Annotated in this window: 24 protein-coding genes; 7 read left to right on the top strand and 17 right to left on the bottom strand. The window is 40.9% G+C overall.

Annotated elements, in window-relative coordinates:
• Positions 1–4: 4 nt before the first annotated feature.
• The 6 genes from mraY to FE005_RS08515 all read right to left on the bottom strand — a co-directional run bounded on the left by mraY (position 5) and on the right by FE005_RS08515 (position 5,593).
• Positions 5–967 (bottom strand): phospho-N-acetylmuramoyl-pentapeptide-transferase, encoded by a 963-nt coding sequence (gene mraY, locus FE005_RS08540; protein WP_138371641.1) that lies wholly within the window; start codon positions 965–967, stop codon positions 5–7.
• 12 nt (positions 968–979) lie between these two features.
• Positions 980–3,187 carry a penicillin-binding transpeptidase domain-containing protein gene (locus tag FE005_RS08535; protein WP_041119492.1) on the bottom strand — a complete coding sequence of 736 codons (2,208 nt, stop codon included), beginning with the start codon at positions 3,185–3,187 and terminating at the stop codon, positions 980–982.
• The gene (gene ftsL, locus FE005_RS08530; protein WP_003127633.1) at positions 3,188–3,607 is read right to left on the bottom strand and encodes a cell division protein FtsL; all 420 of its coding nucleotides are present in this window, start codon (positions 3,605–3,607) and stop codon (positions 3,188–3,190) included.
• A 5-nt stretch (positions 3,608–3,612) separates the two neighbouring features.
• Entirely contained in the window at positions 3,613–4,572 is a 960-nt protein-coding gene (gene rsmH / locus FE005_RS08525; protein WP_003127632.1) for a 16S rRNA (cytosine(1402)-N(4))-methyltransferase RsmH, read from the bottom strand.
• A gap of 14 nt (positions 4,573–4,586) precedes the next feature.
• Positions 4,587–5,018 (bottom strand): division/cell wall cluster transcriptional repressor MraZ, encoded by a 432-nt coding sequence (mraZ, locus tag FE005_RS08520; RefSeq protein ID WP_003127631.1) that lies wholly within the window; start codon positions 5,016–5,018, stop codon positions 4,587–4,589.
• A gap of 206 nt (positions 5,019–5,224) precedes the next feature.
• Positions 5,225–5,593: a DUF3397 domain-containing protein gene (locus tag FE005_RS08515; protein ID WP_003127630.1), complete on the bottom strand. Its 369-nt coding sequence runs from the start codon at positions 5,591–5,593 to the stop codon at positions 5,225–5,227.
• A 331-nt stretch (positions 5,594–5,924) separates the two neighbouring features.
• Between FE005_RS08515 and FE005_RS08510 the strand changes: the two genes are divergently transcribed.
• Positions 5,925–6,044 (top strand): DUF4044 domain-containing protein, encoded by a 120-nt coding sequence (locus FE005_RS08510; protein WP_005471881.1) that lies wholly within the window; start codon positions 5,925–5,927, stop codon positions 6,042–6,044.
• Positions 6,045–6,171: 127 nt separating this feature from the next.
• On the opposite strand, the gene cls is transcribed toward FE005_RS08510, so the two are convergent.
• From cls to secA, 5 genes are all read right to left on the bottom strand, one after another.
• Positions 6,172–7,617 carry a cardiolipin synthase gene (cls, locus tag FE005_RS08505; protein ID WP_003127628.1) on the bottom strand — a complete coding sequence of 482 codons (1,446 nt, stop codon included), beginning with the start codon at positions 7,615–7,617 and terminating at the stop codon, positions 6,172–6,174.
• Between the two features lie 109 nt (positions 7,618–7,726).
• The gene (gene ftsX, locus FE005_RS08500; protein ID WP_003127626.1) at positions 7,727–8,611 is read right to left on the bottom strand and encodes a permease-like cell division protein FtsX; all 885 of its coding nucleotides are present in this window, start codon (positions 8,609–8,611) and stop codon (positions 7,727–7,729) included.
• On the bottom strand, positions 8,604–9,290 hold the full coding sequence (ftsE, locus tag FE005_RS08495; RefSeq protein ID WP_005471877.1) for a cell division ATP-binding protein FtsE: 687 nt from the start codon (positions 9,288–9,290) through the stop codon (positions 8,604–8,606). Before ftsE ends, ftsX begins: the two co-directional genes overlap by 8 nt.
• A gap of 116 nt (positions 9,291–9,406) precedes the next feature.
• A protein-coding gene (gene prfB, locus FE005_RS08490; protein ID WP_138371640.1) for a peptide chain release factor 2 occupies positions 9,407–10,514 on the bottom strand; the annotation gives its coding sequence in 2 pieces (ribosomal slippage) (positions 9,407–10,441 and positions 10,443–10,514; 1,107 coding nt in all).
• 92 nt (positions 10,515–10,606) lie between these two features.
• Positions 10,607–13,105 carry a preprotein translocase subunit SecA gene (gene secA, locus FE005_RS08485; protein ID WP_003127623.1) on the bottom strand — a complete coding sequence of 833 codons (2,499 nt, stop codon included), beginning with the start codon at positions 13,103–13,105 and terminating at the stop codon, positions 10,607–10,609.
• Positions 13,106–13,612: 507 nt separating this feature from the next.
• Here secA and FE005_RS08480 point away from each other — a divergent pair.
• The 3 genes from FE005_RS08480 (at position 13,613) to FE005_RS08470 (ending at position 17,172) form a co-directional block, all read left to right on the top strand.
• Positions 13,613–14,872 (top strand): extracellular solute-binding protein, encoded by a 1,260-nt coding sequence (locus FE005_RS08480; protein WP_060813454.1) that lies wholly within the window; start codon positions 13,613–13,615, stop codon positions 14,870–14,872.
• An 81-nt stretch (positions 14,873–14,953) separates the two neighbouring features.
• A complete protein-coding gene (locus tag FE005_RS08475) occupies positions 14,954–16,300 on the top strand; it encodes a carbohydrate ABC transporter permease (RefSeq protein WP_003127621.1) in 1,347 nt (448 codons plus the stop codon).
• 2 nt (positions 16,301–16,302) lie between these two features.
• Entirely contained in the window at positions 16,303–17,172 is an 870-nt protein-coding gene (locus FE005_RS08470; RefSeq protein ID WP_003127620.1) for a sugar ABC transporter permease, read from the top strand.
• A 91-nt stretch (positions 17,173–17,263) separates the two neighbouring features.
• Here FE005_RS08470 and FE005_RS08465 read toward each other — a convergent pair whose 3' ends face one another.
• Entirely contained in the window at positions 17,264–17,623 is a 360-nt protein-coding gene (locus FE005_RS08465) for a helix-turn-helix domain-containing protein (protein ID WP_003127619.1), read from the bottom strand.
• 128 nt (positions 17,624–17,751) lie between these two features.
• Between FE005_RS08465 and FE005_RS08460 the strand changes: the two genes are divergently transcribed.
• Together FE005_RS08460 and FE005_RS08455 are read left to right on the top strand one after the other, a co-directional pair.
• Positions 17,752–18,594 (top strand): aldo/keto reductase, encoded by an 843-nt coding sequence (locus FE005_RS08460; protein ID WP_138371639.1) that lies wholly within the window; start codon positions 17,752–17,754, stop codon positions 18,592–18,594.
• An 18-nt stretch (positions 18,595–18,612) separates the two neighbouring features.
• Positions 18,613–19,407, top strand: a complete 795-nt coding sequence (locus tag FE005_RS08455; RefSeq protein WP_060813460.1) for an SDR family NAD(P)-dependent oxidoreductase — start codon at positions 18,613–18,615, stop codon at positions 19,405–19,407.
• A 250-nt stretch (positions 19,408–19,657) separates the two neighbouring features.
• Here the strand turns inward: FE005_RS08455 and raiA are convergent, their stop codons facing one another.
• The 5 genes from raiA to FE005_RS08430 all read right to left on the bottom strand — a co-directional run bounded on the left by raiA (position 19,658) and on the right by FE005_RS08430 (position 23,224).
• Complete coding sequence (gene raiA / locus FE005_RS08450) at positions 19,658–20,215, bottom strand: ribosome-associated translation inhibitor RaiA (RefSeq protein ID WP_003127615.1); 558 nt, start codon at positions 20,213–20,215, stop codon at positions 19,658–19,660.
• A gap of 133 nt (positions 20,216–20,348) precedes the next feature.
• Positions 20,349–21,023: a ComF family protein gene (locus FE005_RS08445; protein ID WP_005471862.1), complete on the bottom strand. Its 675-nt coding sequence runs from the start codon at positions 21,021–21,023 to the stop codon at positions 20,349–20,351.
• Positions 21,013–22,323 carry a DEAD/DEAH box helicase family protein gene (locus tag FE005_RS08440; protein ID WP_005471861.1) on the bottom strand — a complete coding sequence of 437 codons (1,311 nt, stop codon included), beginning with the start codon at positions 22,321–22,323 and terminating at the stop codon, positions 21,013–21,015. Before FE005_RS08440 ends, FE005_RS08445 begins: the two co-directional genes overlap by 11 nt.
• A 215-nt stretch (positions 22,324–22,538) precedes the next feature.
• On the bottom strand, positions 22,539–22,859 hold the full coding sequence (locus FE005_RS08435) for a PTS sugar transporter subunit IIB (protein WP_003127611.1): 321 nt from the start codon (positions 22,857–22,859) through the stop codon (positions 22,539–22,541).
• Between the two features lie 71 nt (positions 22,860–22,930).
• Complete coding sequence (locus FE005_RS08430) at positions 22,931–23,224, bottom strand: hypothetical protein (protein WP_003127610.1); 294 nt, start codon at positions 23,222–23,224, stop codon at positions 22,931–22,933.
• Between the two features lie 101 nt (positions 23,225–23,325).
• On the opposite strand from FE005_RS08430, the gene FE005_RS08425 reads away from it, so the two are divergent.
• A complete protein-coding gene (locus tag FE005_RS08425; protein WP_003127609.1) occupies positions 23,326–23,961 on the top strand; it encodes a YigZ family protein in 636 nt (211 codons plus the stop codon).
• Positions 23,962–24,050: the final 89 nt, after the last annotated feature.

Raw genomic sequence — 24,050 nt, 5'->3', positions numbered from 1 at the left:
TCTCCTACCATACAATCACTAATGTGATGATCGAACATCCTAAAGCAATCAGCCAAAAAATTGTATCGATCTTCCATTCCGACCAGCCACTCATTTCAAAATGGTGATGAATAGGCGACATTTTAAAAATCCGTTTACCAGTCAATTTGAAAGAAGCGACTTGCAGCATGACACTTGCTGTCTCAATCACATAGACAAGTCCGACAAGTAATAATGTCCATTCTTGGTGAAGCAGTATTGAAACTGCTGCTAAAAGACCGCCCAATGCAAGGGAGCCCACATCACCCATGAAAATTTTAGCTGGTTTACGATTGTATGGGAAGAAGCCGATCAATCCTCCAATGACCGCTAAACAGACGATCAGGATATCGATTTGATCTTGACACCAAGCAATGAGGCCATAAGTTGCAAATGAGATCGTACCGAGTCCAGCAACCAAGCCGTCAATCCCATCTGTTAAGTTGACGGCGTTTGAAAAGCCAACTAACCAAAAAATCACAAATGCGCCGTAAAAGATCGATAGCGGCAGCTCAAATCCAAAGAGATTCAAAACATTCGCATTGCCTTCTGATAAAAAGACCAGATAAAAGACAATCCCACCGATGATTTGTCCGATCAATTTTTGTAAAGAGTTTAAACCCATGTTGCGTTTCTTGAAAATTTTGATGAAATCGTCCAAGAATCCAAGCGCACCATAAACCAAGATAATAAATAACAAAATGAACAGCGATGCGGTCAACTGCTTTTGCCATGCGCCAACCCAAACTGCTGTGATCAATGCCGCAATCAAAAATACGAAGCCGCCCATTGTAGGAGTGCCAGCTTTGACATTGTGCCATTTTGGCCCTTCTCCTCGAATCTCTTGTCCGTATTTTTTCATTTGAAAATAGCCGATAAACAGCGGCATTGCAGCAGTAACGATTGCAAAACTACTGGCAAGTGGCAATATCATCTCTGTCCATTCCATAGTGTTCTCTCCCTATTCTTTTTCGCTCAATTTGAAGGTGATTGTTTGATCCGTGATTTCCTCATAAGGTGCAAGACTTTGGGAAACACAATACCCGTCGCCCTCAAATTTGACATCAACATCCAACATGTTACCCAATTTGACTAAATCAGCTTTTGACCATGTGGTGGTGTCAGGCATATAAATTTTGTCACTATCCGTTAGCAAAAGAAGTCTTTCTCCTGGCAGTACTTTCGATCCACTGTCCACAGACTGATCGATAACTGTTTTTCCATCCCCTAATACTACAGGTGCTAGACCAATTTTTTGTACATCAGTTGCCGCGGTAGTTGTATCTAATTTACGATAATCATTGACGGTTACTTTCTGACTATTTTCTGTTGCTGTTTCTTCTAATGTTGCTTTCTTTAAATCCATCACGCGTTTCATCAACGGATTGGCGATTTTTGCCAATGCTTCGCTGTCGTGGTGTTCTGGTAATTTAATTGTTAGATAAAGAATGTATTCAGGGTCTTCTGAAGGAACCATTTCTACGATTGAGTACAAGTAATTGGAATCCCCAGATAAGTATTTCCCAGTTTTTGGATCAGCTACTTGGGCAGTCCCAGTTTTTGCTGAAATATTGTAACCAGGTACACTATAGACACCATACGCACTTCCGTAGTTTTCACTTTCTACCACATCACGCATATATTCTCGAACTTTCGTCGCTGCTTGTTCCGTGATAGGGTGTCCAACAACTTCTGGCTGTGTTACAGTCTCTTCACCTGTTTCATTGTCCACGATTTTGCTGATGTATTGCGGCTTGACCATCGTGCCGTTATTTGCGACTGCGGTAAAAGCCTGCATCATTTGAAAATTCGTCACACCGATTGCTTGACCAAATGAAGTCATTGCTTGACTGACCGGATTATTTTCCGGCATGATCCCAGTATTCTCATTTGGCAGACCCGAGTACGTACTGCGACCAAATCCAAACTGTTGCAAGTATTGTTGCCAACGGTCTGTCATTCGTTGTTCCAAAGTAACCATCCCAATATTACTTGACCAAGAAAGAGCTTGACGCATCGTCAATGTTCCTTTTTGACCAAAGTCCCAGTCATTGATTGTCGCATCATACAGTTTCAATCCATCCGGACTTGGTGTAAAAGTTTCATTTTCATCGAATATCCCTTGATCGATAGCAGCAGCTGTGGTTAAGACTTTCATGGTCGATCCTGGTTCATAGTTGTCTTCGACCAATAAATTCTGCCAGGTCTTGATGGTACTTAAATCATCAGGATCATAGGTTGGCCTTTGTGCCATCGCCTCGATTTCTCCTGTTTTTGCATTCATTAATGTGGCAGTCAGATCTTCTGGCTTGTATTCTTTGAACACTTTATCCATGAGCGTTTCTAAATAGCTTTGAATCCGGCTATCAATCGTTGTATAGATATCTTTGCCATCTACCGCTGCCACTGATTCTGCCACCGTTCCCGGTAGCGGGTTTTGATTGTTATCCTTTTGATAGACGATTTTCCCGTCTGTTCCGGATAATACATCATCATAAGCAGCTTCTAGACCAGTTTTTCCTACTAAGCCAGAAGAGTCGTTCTCCTCATTTTCTGCTAGAGCATAGCCGATAAAGTGAGAAGAGAAAATTCCATTAGGATACATTCTAGAAGGATGATCTGTAAAATAAAGGCCAGCGATTCCTTCTTTTTTCATTGCTTCTTCGATCGCTGTCTTTTTCTCCAGCGTCATTTTACTTCCTTGGCTACCGAATTCCACTTGCCAACGTTCTTCTTTTAGACCTTTTTCCAAAGTTTGCACAGCCTCATTCTGATCAATACCTAGTTGCTCATTCAGGATTTTGGCTAATTTATCAAAGTTCTTCTCTTCAGCATATAAATTCTTTTTCCCACTAACGTAGGATTTCGACAAAATAGCATAAACAGAATAAGAAGTTGCATCTTCTGCGATCGCGATCCCGTTGCGATCATAGATTGTCCCGCGTTTTGCTTTGACAACTTCGCTTCCTTGATAAAGGCTCTTGGTTTTCTCAGCCAATGAAGTACCTGCCACATTACCTACGATAACAATGTAGCTCAAACGCGTGACAAACAAAAAGAACAATCCAATACTCGTAGCAAAGAGAATAATACCTACTTTTTTGCGATTGTTCGTTGTAGTTTGATTTTTCTTTTTCAAGTATTGCTTGAATTTATCTGTTAGCTTCATTTAATCCACTTTCCTTAAATTGTCATCATCGATCGACAATCCATTATCCTCAGCAACCTTTTTGATACGCTCAGTTTTAGAAAGTTCGTTTCTTTCTTGCTCTAATTGTTCTGCTTGACTATTTTTTTCATTGATGTCTGATTGGATCAGTGAAATATCATGTTCGACTTGACTGATCGTAGTCCGAATATTGATCGTCAGGATCGCTAATGTCAAAACGGCAATGATCACAAATGCTGCAATCAGTTTTTCTAAATTAGAGATACTTTTTAACCGGCGAGCAGGAGATGCTGGTACACGGATAACCTCAGGACGCTCAGGTTCGCTTGGCAGCTGTTCAATTGTCGGTTCAGAGTGAGCATAAAACTCTTGTTCAGACGTTTCTTCAAATTCATAATCATGAACTTTTAGTTCTGCCATAATTGCTAACCTTCGCTTTCCTTCATTTTTTCCGCGATCCGCAGTTTAGCACTACGGGAACGATTGTTTTCAGATACTTCTTCTTCAGAGGGAAGAAGTGGTTTTCGAGTAATTAATTTTAGTACTGGTTGAAATTCTTCGGGGATGATCGGCAACCCTGGTGGCACATCTTTGGGGGTGCTGTAAGCTTTGAACGTAGACTTGACGATTCGATCTTCTAAAGAATGGAAAGTGATAACACTGATTCGTCCATTTTTTTCCAATAAATCGATGGCCTGTTCCAAAGATTCTTCAATGACACCTAATTCATCATTCACAGCAATCCGAATGGCTTGGAAGATCCGTTTGGCCGGGTGTCCGCCTTTGCGCCGCGCCGGAGCGGGAATCGCTGTTTTGATAATCTCGACTAATTCTCCAGTCGTTTCGATTGGTTTATTTGCTCGTGTCCGTTCAATTTCACGAGCAATTTGTTTTGAAAATTTTTCTTCTCCATAACGGAAAAAGATTTTTACAAGTTGGTGATAATCAAATTGATTCACTACCTCATAAGCAGTCAAAGCAGCCGACTGATCCATCCGCATATCTAATGGTGCATCCTGATGATAACTGAACCCACGTTCTGCTTCATCTAATTGCGGCGAAGAAACCCCTAAATCATACAACACACCACTTACTTGATCGACACCCTGTTGCTGCAAAGCTTCCTTTAAATAGCGGAAATTGCTTTTTATAAACGTGACCATTCCTTTAGCCACATAAGGCGCTAAGCGTTCTTTGGCATGATCGATCGCTTTTTGATCTTGGTCAAATGCGTAGAGGTGTCCCTCTTCTGATAATTGGGACAATAAATATTCACTATGACCCGCTCCACCTAATGTACAATCGACATAGATTCCATCCGGACGAATAGCTAAACCGTCCACTGTCTCCTTCAACATTACGGTGTAGTGTTGAAATTCTGCCATGCGCTTTCCTCTTCCTATAAGCCAAAATCAATCATTGTTTCAGCAATTTCATCAAAATTTTCTTCTGCTTCAGTGGTAAATGCTTGCCAACGTGCTTCATCCCAGATCTCAATCCGGTTGGAAACGCCGATGATCACGCAGCTTTTCATAAGTGACGCGTGTTCACGCAAGGTTGCCGGAATATTGATACGACCTTGTTTGTCGATCTCGCACTCCGTGGCAGCGGAATAAAAAAAACGTACGAATGTCCGAGCATCTTTCTTCGCCAAGGGCATTTCGTTCAGTTTTTCTTCTAGTTTTTCCCATTCAGATAAGGGGTAGCCAAATAAACAGCCATCTAATCCACGTGTCACAACAAATTTTTCTCCGAGTTTTTCTCGCAGTTTTGAAGGAACGATTAGTCGGCCTTTTGCATCTATCGAATGTTGAAATTCACCCATAAACATCGATAAATAACCCCCGATCTCCACCTGATAATCACAGTCTACCACAATCCCCCACTTTCTACCACATTTAACGTGAAATTTAAAAGTGAAGTTCTTTGACTAATTTTTACCAAACGAAAAAACAGGAGTTTCTTTCTCTTAAAAAGTTTTTAAAAAAACTTTAAGCAGAAAAATCTCGATGGAATAAGGGTTCTCCCTGTCACAAATTACAAATACTTGACGATATTTAAAATGATCAAAACAACATGGAAAATCAATGTAAACAAAAAGATACTCCGCCAGTACATTTTGATGTATCTGCCATACTGGATTTCTTCGTAATAATACGCTTGAAAGACAGCTAAGAGAATCCCCAGTAATAAGATAGAAATCAAATAATAGGGAGTGATCGATTGCTCAAAGGTATTCTTTGATAACTGATGAATCCCAATCACCAAAAAAGGCACAGCTAAGTCGGGTGCCTTCAGTCCAAACCGTTCTTTCAAAGACAACGCAGAAACTAAAAATCTGCAAGCAAAAAAAACGACTAATGGAAAGATATACCAAAATAAAACAGCAGGCCCAAATCCAGACATACAAACAAATCCTTTCTAACAGCTAGTGTAACTATACTTTATTTTCTTTACATCTATGTTTCAGTTCGTTTAAAAATCCGCGGTCCAATAAGACAGTCTGCAATCTTTTACTTTCCTTACTCAAGCATCCTGCTTATTTTCTACTTATTTTTTCTCTATGTCTTTACTAATTAAAACAGAACAACCACCCTTCAACAAGAGAATCTTTGAAAAAACTTTTTGTGCTCTTGCAAAATATTCAAGATTTCTTAATTTATAAGAATAGCAGCTTGAGTTCTTTGGTAATTGGAGGTAAACTGTGACTAGAAATCAATCTAAAAGGTGGATCACGATGAACGAAAAAAAACCAAAAAGCACCTTCGCCAAAATCACTCAAGTAGTTATTTGGACAATGCTTATTTTGACAGTCGGGTCAGTTTTTCTGGCAGCCTACACAAGTATCATGAAATAATAAAAAACAGCAGTTGCATGAATCACCTTCTAACGTTGATCCAAAAAACAAACGTTAGAAGAGGTGCTTCAGCATTACTGCTGTTTTTTTTGTTGCCCAACTTTCACCTACGTTTACTAAATAGTTTCTATAGAAGCGGCGAAACAAGTCGTGCTAATCCCTCTTTGACCTTGATCAACAATCGGCGATTCCGGTATTTTTCCAAAGTCAATTCCTCTGAATCCTTGGAGTCAGCAAAAAATGCTTGGCGCGCTTCCTCAGCAACTTTTGCATCATAGACAACTGTATTGACCTCAAAGTCAAGTCGAAACGAACGAACATCAATATTCGCAGAACCAATCGAAACGACCCCACTGTCAACAATCATCGTTTTGGCGTGCATAAAACCTTTCTCATAAGTCTCTACCACTGCACCATAGGCTAATAACTCAGCAGCAAAGGAGTAAGTTGCCCAATAGACAAGTGGATGATCTGGCTTATTAGGGATCTGCAAATGAACAGAAACACCGGACAAAAGTGCCAGTTTCAAGGCATTGTGGATCGATTCATCAGGAATATAATAGGGAGTTTGAATCAAAATTTCTTTTTTGGCTAAATTAATCATCTTCAAATAAGTTATCTTTATCTCTTCGTGTTCTGAATCAGGACCGCTAGTCACTACCTGTGCAGCAATCGTTCCGTTTGTTTCGATCATTGGAAACAACGCTGCTTCATATTTGATTTCGATAGCATGTTGTGAATTCCAGTCCATCAAAAACCGGTTTTGTAGTGAGTAAACAGCTGGTCCTAAAATTCGCAGATGATTATCCCGCCAATAACCAAATTTTTCTACCTCACCTAAATATTCATTTCCAACATTGAAACCCCCGGTATAACCAATCTTGCCGTCGATCACGACAATTTTCCGATGATTGCGATAATTGATCCGAGGATTGAGATAAGGAACGAACAACGGGAAAAAGAACGCAACTTGACCGCCATGAACCCGTAATTCATCGAAGAATTTCAGTGAAACCTGGGTGCTGCCCCAAGCGTCCAAAAGCACACGGACTTTCACTCCTCGTTTGGCTGCACGGATCAAAGCATCTCGTACTTCTCCCCCCAATGTATCACTGCGATAAATATAATATTGCATATGGATATGATCTGTGGCGCCTTCAATATCTTTGAGTAATGCATCAAATTTTTTTCGGCCATCTTTATAAAGAGTCATTTCATTTGTAGTGGTATATAACGACTGACCATAGATCGTCAATAAATAAACGAGCTGCTTGACTTCTACTTGCGCAGTGGGCGGATGGGGATAAAGATTCCGCTGCAGCGCTTGCTTTTGCTCTTCCAGCTCCACGTTCAAACCAATTTTGGCTTGTGTCCTCAAATCGAAAATTTTTTCTTTGGAGATTCCGCGGCCAAAGAAAAAATAGAGTACAAATCCCACGACTGGTATAAACAATAAAACAAGCAACCACGCCCATGTCTGAGCCGTTTGCCGTCTTTCTCTAAAAATAATCACGATCGACAACAAAATGTTCACGAAGAAAATGATCGTGAACAGGTTATCCATAACTAACATACCAACCCTCACCTCTCCTAAAAGAATAGCGAACTTGCAGTCTAAAGTAAAGGTGTCGGCAAATGAAAAACAGACCTGCTAGTCAGCAGATCTGTTTCAATAACACGTTCTACGCTTTTAAGAAACGGCGCATTGAGATGATCGATCCTAATGAACCAATCACGATTCCGATCAGAGCCATGACACCACAAACTTGCAGTAGAAACTGATTTGGTGCAATCAAACTATAATTGGAACGTAGCAGTGCTGGATTGACTAACAAGTAAACTTGGTGATAACCAAAATACATAATAGCGATAGGGACAATTGATCCCAGCAATCCGATCCAGCCGCCTTCTAAGAAGAAAGGCCAGCGAATGTAACCATTTTTAGCACCTACCAGACGCATAATTTGAATCTCTCTTTGACGAGACAAGATCGTGATCCGAATCGTATTTGAAATCAAGAACATTGCCACAAAGATCAATAGGATAGCAGCCCCAAGTCCCCAAGTACGAACCGCAGCTGATAGAGCAAAGATCTTGTCAGAAGAATCGCCACCATAGTCTGCTTTGAAAACATTTGGCAATTCTCCAGCTTGTTTTGCAATTTTTTTCGTGTATTCAGGATCTGTGGCACTAACAACGTATACGTTATAAAGCGGATTACTGTCCCCTTCGAATAAGTTCCAAGAATCCCCCATCGCATCCTGAATTTTTTTCAATTCATCATCACGACTCGAAAAACGAACGTCTGAAACATTCGGTAATTCTTTAAGCGATTGTTCCAAAGTATCCATGTCTTTTTGTTCTGTTCCGATATCCACAAAGACAGAAACATCCACATTCTTACGGATGTCTTCGGCTAACTTCGTTGCATTTAAAATAACACCCAAAAAGATACCGACTAACGTCAACGTGATCGTGACTGCACTGAGTGACGCGATCGTCATCCAGCCGTTTCGTTTTAAACTTTTAATACTCTCAAGGAGATGACGGAAAAACGTTCTAATCATCGTAACCATATTCTCCTTCCGCTTGGTCGCGAATGATCCGACCATTTTCAATTGCGATTACACGGTGACGAATCGTATTGACGATCGTGCTATTGTGTGTCGCCATCACTACTGTTGTTCCTTGTGCATTGATCCGATCCAACAACTTCATGATCTCCCAAGAATTCTCAGGATCTAAATTTCCTGTTGGTTCATCTGCAATCAATACTTTCGGGGTATTCACGATTGCTCGTGCAATAGAAACCCGTTGTTGCTCTCCGCCTGAAAGCTCACTTGGGAAGACCCGTACTTTGTGTTTCAATCCTACAAGGTCCAATACTTCCATTACCCGTTTTTTGACCTCCCGAGGCTTGCGGCCAATAACTTGCATCGCATAAGCGACATTCTCATAAACCGTTTTTCGCGGAAGCAATTTATAATCTTGGAAAACAACACCGATTTCGCGGCGCATCAATGGCACTTCGCGATTCTTGATCGTCAACAGGTCATACCCTGCTACATTAAGAACACCCTTCGTTGCTTTTTCTTCACGATACATCAATTTGATAAAGGTCGATTTCCCTGCACCGGAAGGTCCGACGACATAAACAAACTCACCTTGATCAATTGAAATCGAAAGATTACGGATAGCAGTCGTACCATTAGAGTACTTTTTCATTACTTCTTTCATTTCAATCATGCAGCTATCTCTCCATCTCACTTTTTTTCATACTGGCTTATTATAGCATGAATATATTTCACAATGCTTTCAACAGATTACAATTATATTTCAATCTGTTTAATAGCCCAGTATAGTTATTTTTGATTTAATTTCAACTTGAGGTAGGCATCGATAAAGCCGTCTAAATCACCATCCATTACTGCTTGTACATTTCCTGTTTCAAAGTTAGTCCGGTGATCTTTGACCATGGAATACGGATGAAAGACATAGGAACGAATTTGTGAACCCCAACCGATCTCCATCTGTTCTCCGCGAAGCGCTGCAGCTTCCTGTTCTTTCTTTTCTACTTCTAGTTGATAAAGTTTTGCTTTCAACATTCCCATTGCTTGTTCCCGGTTTTTCAACTGCGAACGTTGTGCTTGACTAGCCACTACGGTACCAGTTGGAATGTGCGTGATTCGTACAGCAGACTCCGTCTTATTGATGTGCTGACCGCCCGCACCGCTCGCTCGATAAGTATCGATTTTCAAGTCATCACTATTGATTTCGATATCAATCGCACCATCTAGCTCTGGCATGACATCTACCGAACAAAAAGAGGTATGCCGTCTTTTGGCTGAATCAAATGGTGAAATCCGAACTAAGCGATGGACGCCTTTTTCTGATTTCAAATACCCATAAGCATTATGGCCTTTGATCAACAAAGTGACACTCTTGATTCCGGCTTCGTCTCCTGCCTGATAGTCCAATGTTTCGACTTGGTATCCATGTTGCTCGCAAAAACGAGTATACATCCGCAACAACATACTGCCCCAATCTTGGGACTCGGTGCCGCCAGCACCTGGATGCAGTTCGATGATTGCATTGTTTCGATCATATGGTTCATCTAACAGCATAGACAGTTCATAAGTTCCCATTTTTTCATTCAAAGCTTGGATACGTTCTGCTAGTTCTGCTTCCATTTCTGCATCTGATTCTTCTTGGATCATTTCCAAAAGAACTTCCAACTCTTCAAATTCTTCTGCCAATTGATTGAACTGATCGTAGGTTTCTTTATTGGCATTGTTCTCGTTGATCACCTTCTGTGCTTGCTCAGAATCATCCCAAAACGTAGGGTCCGCCATCTGGTGTTCTGCTTCAGCGATTGCCTCTTCTAACTGATCTAAGTCAAAGAGACCCCCTAAAACTATTTATTTTTTCATTCATTTGATTCAATTGATTCCGGATATCTGCGATTTCCATTTGAATTCCTTCTTTCTTCACGCATATTGTAAATGAACGGAAAAGGCTGGACAAGAAAAGCTGCCAGCCTTTTTCCTAACGTATCAATTCTTCTATTTTTTGCCGTGACAGTTTTTGAATTTTTTGCCACTGCCGCAAGGACACGGATCATTACGGCCAACATTTTTGAAACTAGGATCTTCTTCTGGGACTGTTTCAGTTTCTTGAGCTTCTCCTTGAGCGACTTGTTCTCGTTGTACATTTTGGCGAATCTCGGCTTTCATAAACAAGCGTGTCACTTCATATTCGATCGCTCCCACCATATCTTCAAACATGTTGTATCCTTCAGTTTGGTATTCAACCAATGGATTGTTCTGCCCATATGCCCGCAGACCGACTGACTGTCTTAATTGGTCCATCGCATCGATATGGTCCGTCCATTTCGTATCCACTACTCGCAGAATAACTACTTTTTCAAATTCTAACAATTGTTCTTGACTGTTTAATTGGGCTTTTTTCTGCTCGAAAACTTCTTCTGCCCGTTGATAGAGATAGTCTTTGATTTCTTGTGGTTTTTTGCCTTTGATATCATCAACAGAGATGGAATCTTCATGCACTAAAGCATTTCCGGCAAAGTCGACGATCCCTTCATAATTCCAATTGCTTTCTTCTAATTGGGTATGGCTATCGACAACTCGTTCAATCGATCGTTTGACCATATTCATCAATGTTTGTGAAAGATCCTGCTCTTCCATGATGACTTCTTGACGTTGACCATAGATGACTTCCCGTTGCTCACGCATAACATCATCGTATTGCAAAACGTTTTTCCGGGTATCGTAGTTGTTACCTTCTACTCGTTTTTGCGCAGATTCTACTTGTTTAGACAACATCTTACTTTGAATCACGGCATCTTCTTCATCAATCTTCATCCGATCCAAGAACACTTTGATCCGCTCAGAACCAAACCGTTTCATCAAATCATCTTCCAACGAAAGATAGAATTGAGAAACCCCTGGGTCTCCTTGACGCCCAGAACGTCCTCGTAATTGGTTATCAATCCGGCGAGATTCATGACGTTCCGTACCGATGACCGCTAATCCACCTAATTCAGCAACACCTAAGCCTAATTTGATATCTGTTCCCCGACCAGCCATGTTCGTTGCGATCGTTACAGCACCTTTTTGTCCTGCGTTCAGAATGATTTCAGCTTCTTTAAAGTGATTTTTGGCATTCAGTACTTCATGAGGGACTTTCTCTCTATCCAACATGCTTGAAAGCAGCTCGGAAGTTTCTACAGCTACTGTACCAACAAGAACTGGTTGCCCTTTACGATGCCGTTCTTTGATATCTTGCACCACTGCGTGGAACTTGCTTTCCAGCGTTGGATAAAGTAAATCTGCACGGTCATCACGAACGATTGGTCGATTGGTCGGAATCTGAATGACTTGCATATTGTAGATTTCACGAAACTCTTCTTCTTCTGTTTTTGCGGTACCAGTCATACCAGAAAGTTTTTTGTACATCCGGAAATAGTTCTGGAAAGTGATTGTAGCCATCGTTTTGGTTTCATCTTCGATCTCAACATTTTCTTTTGCTTCGATCGCTTGGTGCAATCCGTCAGAATAACGACGTCCATCCATGATCCGTCCAGTAAACTGGTCGACGATCAAGACTTTACCTTCTTGTACGACATAGTCGATATCGCGGATCATGATATAATTCGCCCGCAACGCTTGGTCCATATGATGGGTCAACGCTGTATTTTCGATATCATACAAGTTTTCCAAGCCAAATGTTTCTTCGGCTTTCTCGATCCCTTTTTCAGTCAATCCAATTGTTTTTGATTGGATGTCGATTTTGTAATCTTCTTCTTCTTTTAATCGTTTCACAAAATTATCGACCCGATTGTATAGTGCAGTCGATTTTTCTGCTTGTCCAGAAATAATCAATGGTGTTCTGGCTTCATCGATCAAGATTGAGTCGACTTCATCGACGATGGCATAATTCAATGGCCGTTGAACCATTTGATGGCGGTAAACCACCATATTGTCACGTAAATAGTCAAAGCCTAGTTCATTATTCGTACTGTAGGTGATATCACAGGCATATGCAGCCCGTTTTTCTTCTGCTGTCTTCGAATTGATGTTTAGCCCAACAGTCAATCCTAAGAAATTATATAACTCACCCATTTCTGTAGAGTCACGAGTTGCCAAGTATTCATTGACCGTTACAACGTGTACACCGGCACCACTTAACGCATTCAAATAAACCGGCAATGTCGCAGTCAAGGTTTTTCCTTCACCGGTACGCATTTCAGGGATATTTCCGTCATGAAGCACGATCCCCCCCATTAATTGGACATGGTAAGGATACAGCCCTAAGACGCGTTTTGCCGCTTCGCGAACCACAGCAAAGGCTTCTGGCAATAATTGGTCTAACGTTTCACCTTGTTGAAAACGACCGCGAAATTCATCTGTTTTTTCGCGCAATTGTTCGTCAGATAAAGCGGCCATTTCGTCCGCATGAGATTCAACTTGTGAAGCAATATGGTCAAGACGTTTTAATTCTTTTTTATCATTCTCGATTAATTTTCTAAAAAAATTGGCCATGCCTATATAATTCTCCTTTTATTTCTACTTTTCCTAACTGGAAACTCTCCTAACTATTTTATCACTAGTTCATCATAAAGGAAATATTTTTCGGCGCAGTTCATGTTTCTCCATGATTTTTTTAACTCTTTTTTTCTTTTTTCAATTGTTTTAAATAGATTTCTTTTACGCCCATTGCTTCTTGTGTCCAAAAGAAACTCTACTTCTCTTGCTCCTTAAAACAATCTCTGAAACAGAAAGCAATCGTTTGCTTTACAACGGACGGAAAAATGATCTGCCACATTTTCATTCGCTTTTCAAATGTGAATAGAATAACTAAGTTATTTCCTGAAAATTTCGACTTTATCATTCCAATTGTAGAAAGGTTTTGTGTTGGACTGATTCTTAATTTTTCTTATAAGCAATAGAAAACCAAAAAAGTTGTTCATTTTCTGCTTGACTATTATTGCAATCGATTGCATAATTAGGTCTGTAAACGCAAACAATTAATTTTTAGGAGGAACAAGAATGAAGGTAGATGTAAAACGATTACTTATTGGGGGAAGTATTTTAAGCTTGTCTGCAATCGTACTAGGCGCTTGTGGCAACAGCAACGACGATGCTGCTTCAAGCAATGGCAGTGCAGCGGAGTCTAGTGCAAAAGTCGAAGGTGATATTAAATTATGGGTAGATACCGAACATATTGATGCCTTACAAGGGCAAGTCGACAAATTTGAAAAAGAGTATCCTGATGTAAAAGTAACAGTTGCAGCTGGCTCTTCTGCCGATGCCAAAGCAGACGTCTCAAAAGACCCTGAACAAGCAGCCGATGTATTCATGATGCCTCATGACCAAGTAGGACAAATGGCTGAAGCTGGTCTGATTTATCCAATCGGTGATAAGCAAGCAGCAACAATCAAAGATACGAACGTGGAAGCAGCAGTTGATGCCGTGACTTGGAAAGACAAAATTTACGGCTATCCTTACGGTGTTGAATCTCAAGTGCTTTATTACAATACTTCTACATTGACAGCAGATGATGTAAAAACTTGGGAAGGATTGACTTCCGCTGGAAAAATCGGTACCAACTTTGCAGAAGACGGTGCAAACTACATTTTTGGCCCTCTATTTATGAGCAACGGAAATGTTCTTTATGGAGAAGACGGTGAAGATATTAATGGAACCAATTTCAACAACGAAGCTGGTGTTGAAGTCTTACAATGGATCGCCGATCAAAAAAATAATAGCGGTGTCCTTCAAGCCAGTGAATCCGCGTTGTCTGATTTGCAATCTGGTAAATCAGATGCCTTCCTTTCAGGTCCTTGGTCAAAAAATGACGTAGAAAAAGCGCTTGGAGACAACATGGGTGTTGCCGCCTATCCAACGATCGACTTCGGCAGTGGTGCGAAACAAATGAAAGCTTTCTTAGGTGTAAAACTTTATGCTGTCAACCAACAAACCGAAGCGCCATTAGCAGCTATGGCTTTAGCAGAATATTTAAGCAACCAAGAAACACAAGAAATCGAATTTACTGAAAACGGCGTTGTCCCTTCAAATAAAGATGCACAAGAATCTGATGCAGTAAAAGCTGATGCAGTAGCAAAAGCTGTGATGGAAATGTCTGATGCAGAACACTCTGTCGTAATGCCTAAATTGCCTGAGATGGTTTCTTTCTGGCCACCAATGGATGCGTTAATCAACGATACCTATAAAGGTCAAATCAAACCAGATCAGTTCCAAGATAAACTCGATAAGTTTGTTTCCGATATTTCAAAAGTAACAGAATAATCAACAACACATCACTATACATGACAAAGGGAAAGCCTGCTTTCCCTTTTCTAGTTAATTACGAAAGCAAGGTGAGAGGATATGTTCAGGAAAAAACATGCGTCGCATATCACTTTTAGAGAATTATTCAAAAAAGGCGATCTAGCGACAAAACTATCTTTTATTTTGATGGGAAGCGCTAATTTCGCCAATAAACAATGGCTGAAAGGAATTATTTTCATCGTATCACAAGTTGGTTTTATCGCTTGGTTCATAAGAAATGGTTTCCACGCTCTTCTGATGCTGCAAACATTAGGAACACAAAAACAAGGGTTGGTCTATAACGAAGCACTTGGTATTGAAATCTTGCAAAAAGGTGACAATTCAATGCTCTTATTGCTTTTCGGTATTGCTTCCCTGCTCGTTTGTGCACTCTTGATTATTCTCTATATCATTAATTTGAAAAGCGCCCGTCATTTGTACGAATTAAAACAACAAGGACTTAAAATCCCTACGACACGCGACGATTTACATAGTCTGGTGAACGAACGCTTTCATGCAACATTGATGACAATCCCATTGATTGGTGTCTTATTTTTTACTATCTTACCGCTCTTATATATGATTTCGATTGCCTTCACCAATTATGATCACAAAAATTTACCCCCAAAAAATCTGTTTACTTGGGTAGGATTGAAGAATTTCTCTAATGTCATCACTGGTGATATGGCGTCCACCTTTTTCCCAGTACTAGCTTGGACATTGACATGGGCTGTACTCGCAACGATCACTTGTTTCTTCTTCGGCGTGATCTTAGCCTTATTGATCAACGCGAAAGGGATCCGTTACAAAAAATTGTGGCGCACCATTTTTGTTTTGACGATGGCAGTTCCTCAATTCGTGTCACTTTTGATCATGCGTAACTTACTAAACGGTTCTGGTCCGATTAACTCACTCTTACTGAATTGGGGATGGATCTCTTCTTCGATCCCGTTTCTGACCGATCCTTTCTTTGCGAAAGTCAGCATTATCTTTGTGAACATGTGGATCGGGATTCCAGCAACGATGCTTGTAACAACAGGAATCTTACAAAATCTTGATCAGGAACAACTAGAAGCAGCCGAAATCGATGGCGCCAATAAATTCCAAATTTTCCGCTCCATCACATTTCCTCAGATATTGTTTGTAATGATGCCCGCATTGATTCAACAGTTTATCGGCAACATCAACAACTTTAATGTTATTTTCTTATTGACTGGCGGCGGCCCGTCTAACTCTAATTTCTATGGTGCTGGCTCGACCGATCTGTTAGTAACGTGGCTGTACAACTTGACAGTCAACACGATGGATTACAATTTAGCTTCCGTAATCGGTATCTTGATCTTTATCTTATCTGCTGTCTTTAGCCTGTTTGCGTACACGCGAACAAATTCTTATAAGGAGGGGTAACAATGTCTGTAAAGAAAAAGAAATCCGGCTACCAACAAGGGCAGTCAAAAACCCGTTTTCTGATTTATACGATTTTGATCATTCTTTCTGTTCTTTGGTTATTCCCGATCGTTTGGATCATTTTGACAAGTTTTAGAGGAGAAGGTGGGGCCTTCGTTCCTTATATCATTCCCAAAGAATTCACTTTTGAAAATTACCGACAACTATTAGCCAATGATAGCGGTAGCTACCCTTTTGTCCGCTGGTTCTTGAATACATTGTTTGTTGCTGTCTGCAGCTGTCTTTTGTCTACATTTATTACAATCGCAATGGCCTACTCTCTCTCACGGTTGCGCTTTAGACTTCGTAAACCTTTCTTGAAAGTTGCCTTGGTATTGAATATGTTCCCAGGCTTTATGAGCATGATCGCCGTTTATTATATTCTAAAAGCCCTCAACCTAACACAAAGCTTATTGGCGCTGATCTTGGTTTATTCGGCTGGAGCGGCACTGGGATTCTACGTTGCCAAAGGGTTCTTTGATACGATTCCAATGGCGCTAGATGAGTCTGCCATGATCGATGGTGCCAATAAATGGCATATTTTTACCAAGATCACATTGCCGTTATCAAAACCAATTATCGTCTATACCTCTTTGATGGCCTTCATGGGTCCTTGGATGGATTTCATCTTTGCTCGAATCATCATGGGTGATGACGTCAAAAACTATACCGTTGCGATCGGACTTTATTCTATGATGACAAAAACAACAGCCAATTCGTTGTTTATGTCCTTTACAGCTGGCTGTGTGCTGATCGCTATTCCAATCACCCTACTCTTTATCTATATGCAAAAATATTATGTACAAGGAATTACTTCCGGTTCAGTGAAATAACCCTCTTCCTACTTCACTTTTTTTAAGCAAAACTAGCAATCGCTGAGTGACTCTCGACTCGACGATTGCTAGTTTTTGTTTTTGATCTTCCCTACGCCTCTTGACTAGCTAACGCTACTTCAACGCCTTGTTCTTTCAATGTTGAAACATGCATTTCTCCCCAATGACAGAGAGCATCCAATACGCTGCTTAATGTCAGACCATAGTCGCTGAGAGAATAGACAACCTTTGGTGGAACTTGGTGATAAGAGGTTCGCAAAACGATGCCGTCTGTCTCCAGCTCTCTTAGTTGCTGCGTCAGCATTTTTTGACTGATATCAGGTATCCGTCGCTTCAAATCACTCGGACGCAAGGCGCCATCTCGCAGATTACACAGAATAATCGGTTTCCATTTTCCACCGATCACATCCATAGTAGCTTCCACACCAATGTTGTATTTTTTTGGAGTCATACTTCAAACACTTCCTTTAAATTCACAAAAGTTACTTTTTTGACACTATAGTACAAAAAAGTAGGTACTATTCATCTGAACTTTTTTAGTATAAGGTATATTTACCAAAAATCAAGGAGGAAATTTATATGATTCACTCATTAACCGACACAATTACATTGAACGAACAAGTCAGCATTCCTGGCTTTGGTTTGGGCGTCTTTCAAATTCCTGATGAAGAAGTAGCTACTGTTGTAAAAAACGGCATTTTAAAAGGTTATCGTTTGATTGATACCGCGCAAATATATGATAATGAAAGCGGAACAGGCCAAGGGATCAAAGAAGGACTAGCAGCAACGGGACTTACACGAGAAGAACTCTTTGTCACTTCTAAAGTTTGGAACAATTATTTGACCTACGATGAAACGATCGCGGCTTTTGAAAAGTCCCTCGCGCTTTTGCAATTGGATTATTTAGACCTTTATTTGCTCCACTGGCCTGGCAAAAATGCGTATCAAGAATCTTGGCGGGCACTTGAAGACCTCCATCAAGCTGGAAAGATCAAAGCCATCGGCGTCAGCAATTTTCAGAGCCATCATTTGAAGGAATTGCTCGCTACAGCAAAAGTCAAACCTGTGTTAAATCAAGTGGAACTACATCCAAAATTAGCTCAAAAAGAACTGCGTGATTATTGTCAGCAACAAGGAATCAAGATCCAAGCTTGGTCTCCATTGATGCAAGGTCAGATTCTCCAACATCCGATCCTCGTAAAGATGGCTCAACGCCATCACGTATCCCCTGCACAAATCGCCTTACGCTGGCATATCCAGCAAGATATTTTACTGGTAGTTAAGACAGTTAATCCCGACAGAATGGAACAAAATCAGCAACTCTTTGATTTTTCTTTGTCGGAAGAAGATATGCATGAACTTAATCGTTTGAATGAAGATCACCGGGTAGGTCCCGATCCGGATCAATTTAACTTTAACTAAGGAAATGGAGTGAAGGAAATGGAATTAGGATTAACAAAGAAAACAGCACTGGTCACTGGCTCTACGAAAGGTATTGGGAAAGCAATTGCTTTCGAGCTGGCAAAAGAAGGCGCGGATGTCATCGTCAATGGACGGCAAGAGGACAGTGTCAAAGCTGTCGTTGCTGAATTAAAAGAAAAATTTCCTAAGACGAATCCCCAAGTGGCTCCATATGATCTAGCCGATGCAGCAGCTCGCCAACAGCTTTTTGACCACTTCCCTAAAGTAGATATTCTTGTCAATAATATGGGGATCTTCGAACCAATGGATTACATGGAAATTACCGATGAAGTTTGGGAACATTTTTTCCATGTGAATGTTTTGTCGGGAAATGCTTTAGCAAAATTTTATTTGCCTCATATGCTCCAACAAAACTTCGGCCGTGTGATTTTTATTGCCAGTGAAGAAGCCGTTATGCCTTCTGGAGAAATGCCGCAGTACAGCATGACAAAAACGATGAACCTCTCTTTGGCTAAAAGTTTGTCAAAACTCACCGCTGGGACACAGGTCACTGTAAATACGATCATGCCTGGTTCAACACTGACCGAAGGCGTAGAAACGATGCTGAAAACGATGTATCAAGAAAGTGATTTGCCGGAGTCCATGTGGGAAGAAGATTTCATGAAAAAGCATCGCCCACTGTCTCAAATTCAACGGCTCATTCGTCCAGAAGAGATTGGACGCTTTGTAGCTTTCGTTGCTAGTCCTTACGCATCCTCTTTCTCTGGAGCCGCCTTGAGACTCGACGGTGGTTTAGTACCAACGATTTATTGATTTCTCAGCAAAGAACTATGTCAAAAAGACTTTAGCAAACACAGCAGCCGAAAGGCCATGAAATTGCCCCTATGATCCCGCAGATCGGATTTACACCTGCAGGATTGATAGGGCAATTTTATTTCACTCAGCGAATCATTTTGTTTAACTGCCCCTTTTATCACAGCTTTTTTATTCAAAAAAACAGAGCAGATCACTCTGCTCTGTCAAAAAAGACTTTTTTGGGGATTTCCGACAAGTCATTCTTTGATTAATCGGTTTCGATCAATCCATACTTGCCGTCTTTACGGCGATAAACAATGCTTGTGCCGTTTGTTTCGGCATCTTCAAAAATGAAGAAGTTATGTCCTAGCATATTCATTTGCAAAACGGCTTCTTCACTATCCATCGGTTTTAGAGAAAGACGTTTTGTACGTACAATGTCTAGTTCTGCTCCATTGGTTTCTTCTTCGTTTGTATCCGTTGTGAATAAGTCGCCATTGTCTGGAGCCACTAAAGCTGTTTCCCGAGATTTACGGTTGATTTTCGTTTTGAATTTACGGATTTGGCGTTCCAATTTATCAACAACCAAATCAATACTTGCATATAGATCAGGAGAAGTTTCTTCCGCACGCAAGACTAGGAATGGTAACGGAATGGTTACTTCAACTTTTGCTGTTTTTTCGGTATATACTTTCAAATTAACATGCGCTGTTGCTTCAGGCACATCATTAAAATAACGCTCTAGTTTACCTACTTTTTTCTCAACGTAATCGCGGATCGCTTCAGTTACCTCGATATTTTCGCCACGTACATTATATCTAAACATAAAAATTACCCCTTTCGTCTACCACACTAAGAAGGAAAAGGACCACTCTCTTCTTCTTCTTAACTCTATTATATCGAAGTATCTTGCATTTGGAAAGCGAATCGCTAAGATTTTTTTAAGCGTTTACAATTCCTTATCTGGCAAAAGAAAAGGACGTGATCGTTTTCGGCTGGCAAGTCAAAAGTACTTCTGCAGCATGATAAATTGTTTGTCCAGTCGTATACACATCATCCACCAGCAACACACGTTTGTCCTTGATTTCTTGACCCTTTTCGATAATAAATGGTTGCGGAGCTGCTAATCGTTCGTTTCTAGTCATTGCTGCTTGAGGAGGTAAATGGATCTTTTTCTTTAGTAAGGATCGGTAATCAATCCCGGCAGCTTGTAATACTGCTGTCACTTGATTAAAGCCACGCTGCTGATAGCGTTCATGAGAAAGGGGGATCGGGATGACCAGATCATAGAGCAATCCTTTGAAAGCTTGCTTGATCTCTGGGAGAAAGGTAGCCCGCAGACGAAAATCGCCCATTAATTTGTATTGATGGAGCCACTCCTGCATTCCTTGATTGTATGTCATCAGAGCACGATGCTGTAGCTGAAACTTTGGATAACGTTGCCCCCAATAGCGACAATCCCGACAATTTTGGCTTTCATTACAACATGTCTTGCAGCAGCTAGTCAAATCAACAAACTGCAATTTACTCCTACAGTCTGGACACTTCTCTGAAGCAGGAATTCCTAATGGCCATAAAATCTCCCGCAGCCACAGTTCTCGTGCAAACTCCTGTTGACACCAGCTACACTTCACTTGCCAGCCACTCCTTTGCTAATCGATTCATCGCTTGGATTTCCAAGATCGCCTTACGAATCGCTGATGTTGCCTGATCATAGAAAAAGAGAACTTCTCCATGATTGAATGGACCTTTTCGATCAACTCGTCCAGCAATCTGGACCAGTGCTGATTTAGAAAAAACAGGATGATCTGCTCCCATCACCACTACAGAAACATTTTCAAAGGTAACACCTCGTTCCAAGATGGTAGTTGTGAAAAGAATCTGATACTTTGAATTGCGCGCCTTGACTACTTTTTCTATTCGAGCAGGGTCTTTTGCTGAAACACTGGTTATCGTCTCCTCTTTTAAGAATGATCGAACAGCTTTTTCTAGCCGTTCCATAAAAACAATACTTGGGCAAAAAACTAAGACAAAATTTGTTTGAGATAGGCGTTGCAGATGAAACAATAAGCGCCGTAGTCTTCTTTTTGTTTGATACACGTTACGCCAACCTTCATACCAAATCAGTTGAGGAACGATCAGCGGTCGCTGATGAAAACGCAGCGGCATTTTTTCCACTGCAAAATTTGTTGTTTCTTTTAGTAACGCATCTGAAGGTGTGGCACTTAGATAAATCAGACAGCCGGTCGCTTTCAATGCATTCATTAACCCGAACCTTAGTTGCTGGTCCCCTTCATAAGGAAAAGCATCTACTTCGTCAACGATTATCAGATCAAATGCCCGATAAAAATGCAGCAGTTGATGAATGGTCGCCACAAGCAAGTCTGTATACCGATAGTCTTCCTCTGAATCTCCGTAAAGCAGTAAACAAGATTCTTTGGGAAATGCCTGTTGGATCCGAGGGAACAGTTCGCGGCACACATCGATTCGCGGAGAGACGACAGCTACCCGATGTCCTTGCAGCCTTGCCGCTTGTATCACTTCAAAAATCATTTCCGTTTTGCCAGAGCCGGTTACCGACCAAACCAACGTTGCTTTTTTTTGTTGATAATTTCTTACCAACGCTTGTGAGATTCTTTTTTGAAAAACCGTTAGTGGACCAGGCCAATGAATTTTCGGAAAACTGACGCTGCTTTGTTCCGAAACTGTCACAAAAACTTTAGACGTATCTGCCCGTCCGTAATGGATGCAGGCAGGGCAATAGTGAATCCCTGTTGGCAGTTGTACCTCCTCTTTATTGAAGCAGCTGCCACAACGCTGACATTCAATTTGCCCCTCTTTGATTAAGACGGCTGGACGAATGTCACCTTTGAGTTGGTCGGAGTTGTTGCGTTCCCTTTCGGATACTAAAATTTGACGACCGCCTTCTTCCATCGTATCCCTCCTCTCGTTATATATGACTGATCAAGCCTTCAAAAGCAGGTACATTCGCTAGTTTTTTCGAAAGCCTTGGACATTCGACACAATTAAAGTACGCCATCCACAAAAAAAGAACCTTACACGTTCTCATTTTCTGCCAAAACAGAGAAATTCGAAACCTGTAAGGTTCTACTCAATAGTCTTAAGTAATCGTTGAAAATGGATCGGGCTTATTCACCAATCAATGTCAATGCTTGATCCAACACTTTTTCACCATTCATCATACCATAGTCAGCCATGTTGATAACTTCCAATGGGATTCCCTTTGGTGCTAAACGTTTTTCAAAATCGCCTTTCATGAAACGAACTTGAGGGCCTAATAATAAAACGTTCACATCTTTGCTTTCTAAATGTTGATCTGCTTCTGAAGCGGAAACAGCAAAAATATCTGTATCAAGACCTTTTGCATCAGCAGCTTTCTGCATTTTTGTCACTAATAAGCTGGTGCTCATTCCTGCGGAACAAACTAACATAATCGTTTTTTTAGCCATATCGAACACTCCCTAAAATTTTAAATAATATAACATTACCTATTCCTAGTATAGAACAAGTTTCAAATTTGTCAACGCTTACTGTCTATTAACCAATTGGACTTGACCAATTGATTGAAAACAACATATTCCTTCTTTAAATTCACGTGAACCACTTCATATCTTGCATTCAACCACGCATAGGCCCCGTTTTCCGGATGTCGATAATCATTGGCCCACCAATCAATGCTCTTGCGGGCACTCTTTGGCAGCCCTGTCGCCGGAAATAACAGTTCATCAAATTGTGTGAAAGTCAATGTGACTTGAGAACCGCCATTAGATTTTAAGTAATGAGTGATGATATCGTATTTCTTGCGTTTACTCAATGGCAACGCCTCCTTTTTTATCCGTTCACTTATTCTTTACTGATTTCTTTCATTGAAACTTTTCTCCACATTACCTATACTGAAAATAAAAGGAGGAGCCTATGAAGAATAGTTATCGCACCATTCGTGAGGATGGACAAAGTGAACAAGAAATCAAGAAATCCCGATTCATTTGTTCCCTTAAACGTGTCACTTCCGAAGAGGAAGCCAAAGCATTCATCCTCGCTCTCAAAAAAGAGCATTGGAAGGCCAATCATAATTGCAGTGCTTTTGTTATTGGCGAAAACAATGAGATCCAACGAAGCAGCGACGATGGGGAACCAAGCGGTACCGCTGGTGTCCCCATGCTAGATGTCCTCAAAAAAAATGAATTAATCAATGTGGTTGCTGTTGTGACCCGTTACTTTGGTGGGACGAAATTAGGCGCTGGCGGTTTGATCCGCGCTTATGCAAGCACTGTTGCCGCTGCCTTAAAGGAAATCGGTATCGTTGAAGGGACACTTAACCAGACACTTTATTTGACCATCGATTATCCTCAGCTAGGAAAGCTGCAAAATCACTTAGAGCACCAAAACATTCACTTAGCATCCATTGACTATACGGATAAAATCCGAGTAACGCTGATGGTTCCCGAAATATCCTTGTCCGCGGTAGAAGCCGATCTAACAGATCTGTTACAAGGACAACTAGAGATCGCACACGGCCCTGTCAGCTATGTGGAACGACCGATTTCCTGAGAAACAGATCGAATTTGTGTTGTCATTACTTGCTGGTGAAGCAGAATGATTGTTCAGATAGCTACTGTCAAGCGATGCCTCATGAATCT

This window comes from Enterococcus sp. M190262 (assembly GCF_005843965.1).
GTDB lineage: Bacteria > Bacillota > Bacilli > Lactobacillales > Enterococcaceae > Enterococcus_D > Enterococcus_D gallinarum.
This window is presented reverse-complemented; position numbering and strand designations above follow the sequence as displayed.

Coding starts and splice junctions, on each gene's coding strand:
- mraY (WP_138371641.1), bottom strand. CDS start 967: ATGGAATGGACAGAGATGATATTGCCACTTGCCAGTAGTTTTGCAATC.
- FE005_RS08535 (WP_041119492.1), bottom strand. CDS start 3,187: ATGAAGCTAACAGATAAATTCAAGCAATACTTGAAAAAGAAAAATCAA.
- ftsL (WP_003127633.1), bottom strand. CDS start 3,607: ATGGCAGAACTAAAAGTTCATGATTATGAATTTGAAGAAACGTCTGAA.
- rsmH (WP_003127632.1), bottom strand. CDS start 4,572: ATGGCAGAATTTCAACACTACACCGTAATGTTGAAGGAGACAGTGGAC.
- mraZ (WP_003127631.1), bottom strand. CDS start 5,018: ATGTTTATGGGTGAATTTCAACATTCGATAGATGCAAAAGGCCGACTA.
- FE005_RS08515 (WP_003127630.1), bottom strand. CDS start 5,593: ATGTCTGGATTTGGGCCTGCTGTTTTATTTTGGTATATCTTTCCATTA.
- FE005_RS08510 (WP_005471881.1), top strand. CDS start 5,925: ATGAACGAAAAAAAACCAAAAAGCACCTTCGCCAAAATCACTCAAGTA.
- cls (WP_003127628.1), bottom strand. CDS start 7,617: ATGTTAGTTATGGATAACCTGTTCACGATCATTTTCTTCGTGAACATT.
- ftsX (WP_003127626.1), bottom strand. CDS start 8,611: ATGATTAGAACGTTTTTCCGTCATCTCCTTGAGAGTATTAAAAGTTTA.
- ftsE (WP_005471877.1), bottom strand. CDS start 9,290: ATGATTGAAATGAAAGAAGTAATGAAAAAGTACTCTAATGGTACGACT.
- secA (WP_003127623.1), bottom strand. CDS start 13,105: ATGGCCAATTTTTTTAGAAAATTAATCGAGAATGATAAAAAAGAATTA.
- FE005_RS08480 (WP_060813454.1), top strand. CDS start 13,613: ATGAAGGTAGATGTAAAACGATTACTTATTGGGGGAAGTATTTTAAGC.
- FE005_RS08475 (WP_003127621.1), top strand. CDS start 14,954: ATGTTCAGGAAAAAACATGCGTCGCATATCACTTTTAGAGAATTATTC.
- FE005_RS08470 (WP_003127620.1), top strand. CDS start 16,303: ATGTCTGTAAAGAAAAAGAAATCCGGCTACCAACAAGGGCAGTCAAAA.
- FE005_RS08465 (WP_003127619.1), bottom strand. CDS start 17,623: ATGACTCCAAAAAAATACAACATTGGTGTGGAAGCTACTATGGATGTG.
- FE005_RS08460 (WP_138371639.1), top strand. CDS start 17,752: ATGATTCACTCATTAACCGACACAATTACATTGAACGAACAAGTCAGC.
- FE005_RS08455 (WP_060813460.1), top strand. CDS start 18,613: ATGGAATTAGGATTAACAAAGAAAACAGCACTGGTCACTGGCTCTACG.
- raiA (WP_003127615.1), bottom strand. CDS start 20,215: ATGTTTAGATATAATGTACGTGGCGAAAATATCGAGGTAACTGAAGCG.
- FE005_RS08440 (WP_005471861.1), bottom strand. CDS start 22,323: ATGGAAGAAGGCGGTCGTCAAATTTTAGTATCCGAAAGGGAACGCAAC.
- FE005_RS08435 (WP_003127611.1), bottom strand. CDS start 22,859: ATGGCTAAAAAAACGATTATGTTAGTTTGTTCCGCAGGAATGAGCACC.
- FE005_RS08425 (WP_003127609.1), top strand. CDS start 23,326: ATGAAGAATAGTTATCGCACCATTCGTGAGGATGGACAAAGTGAACAA.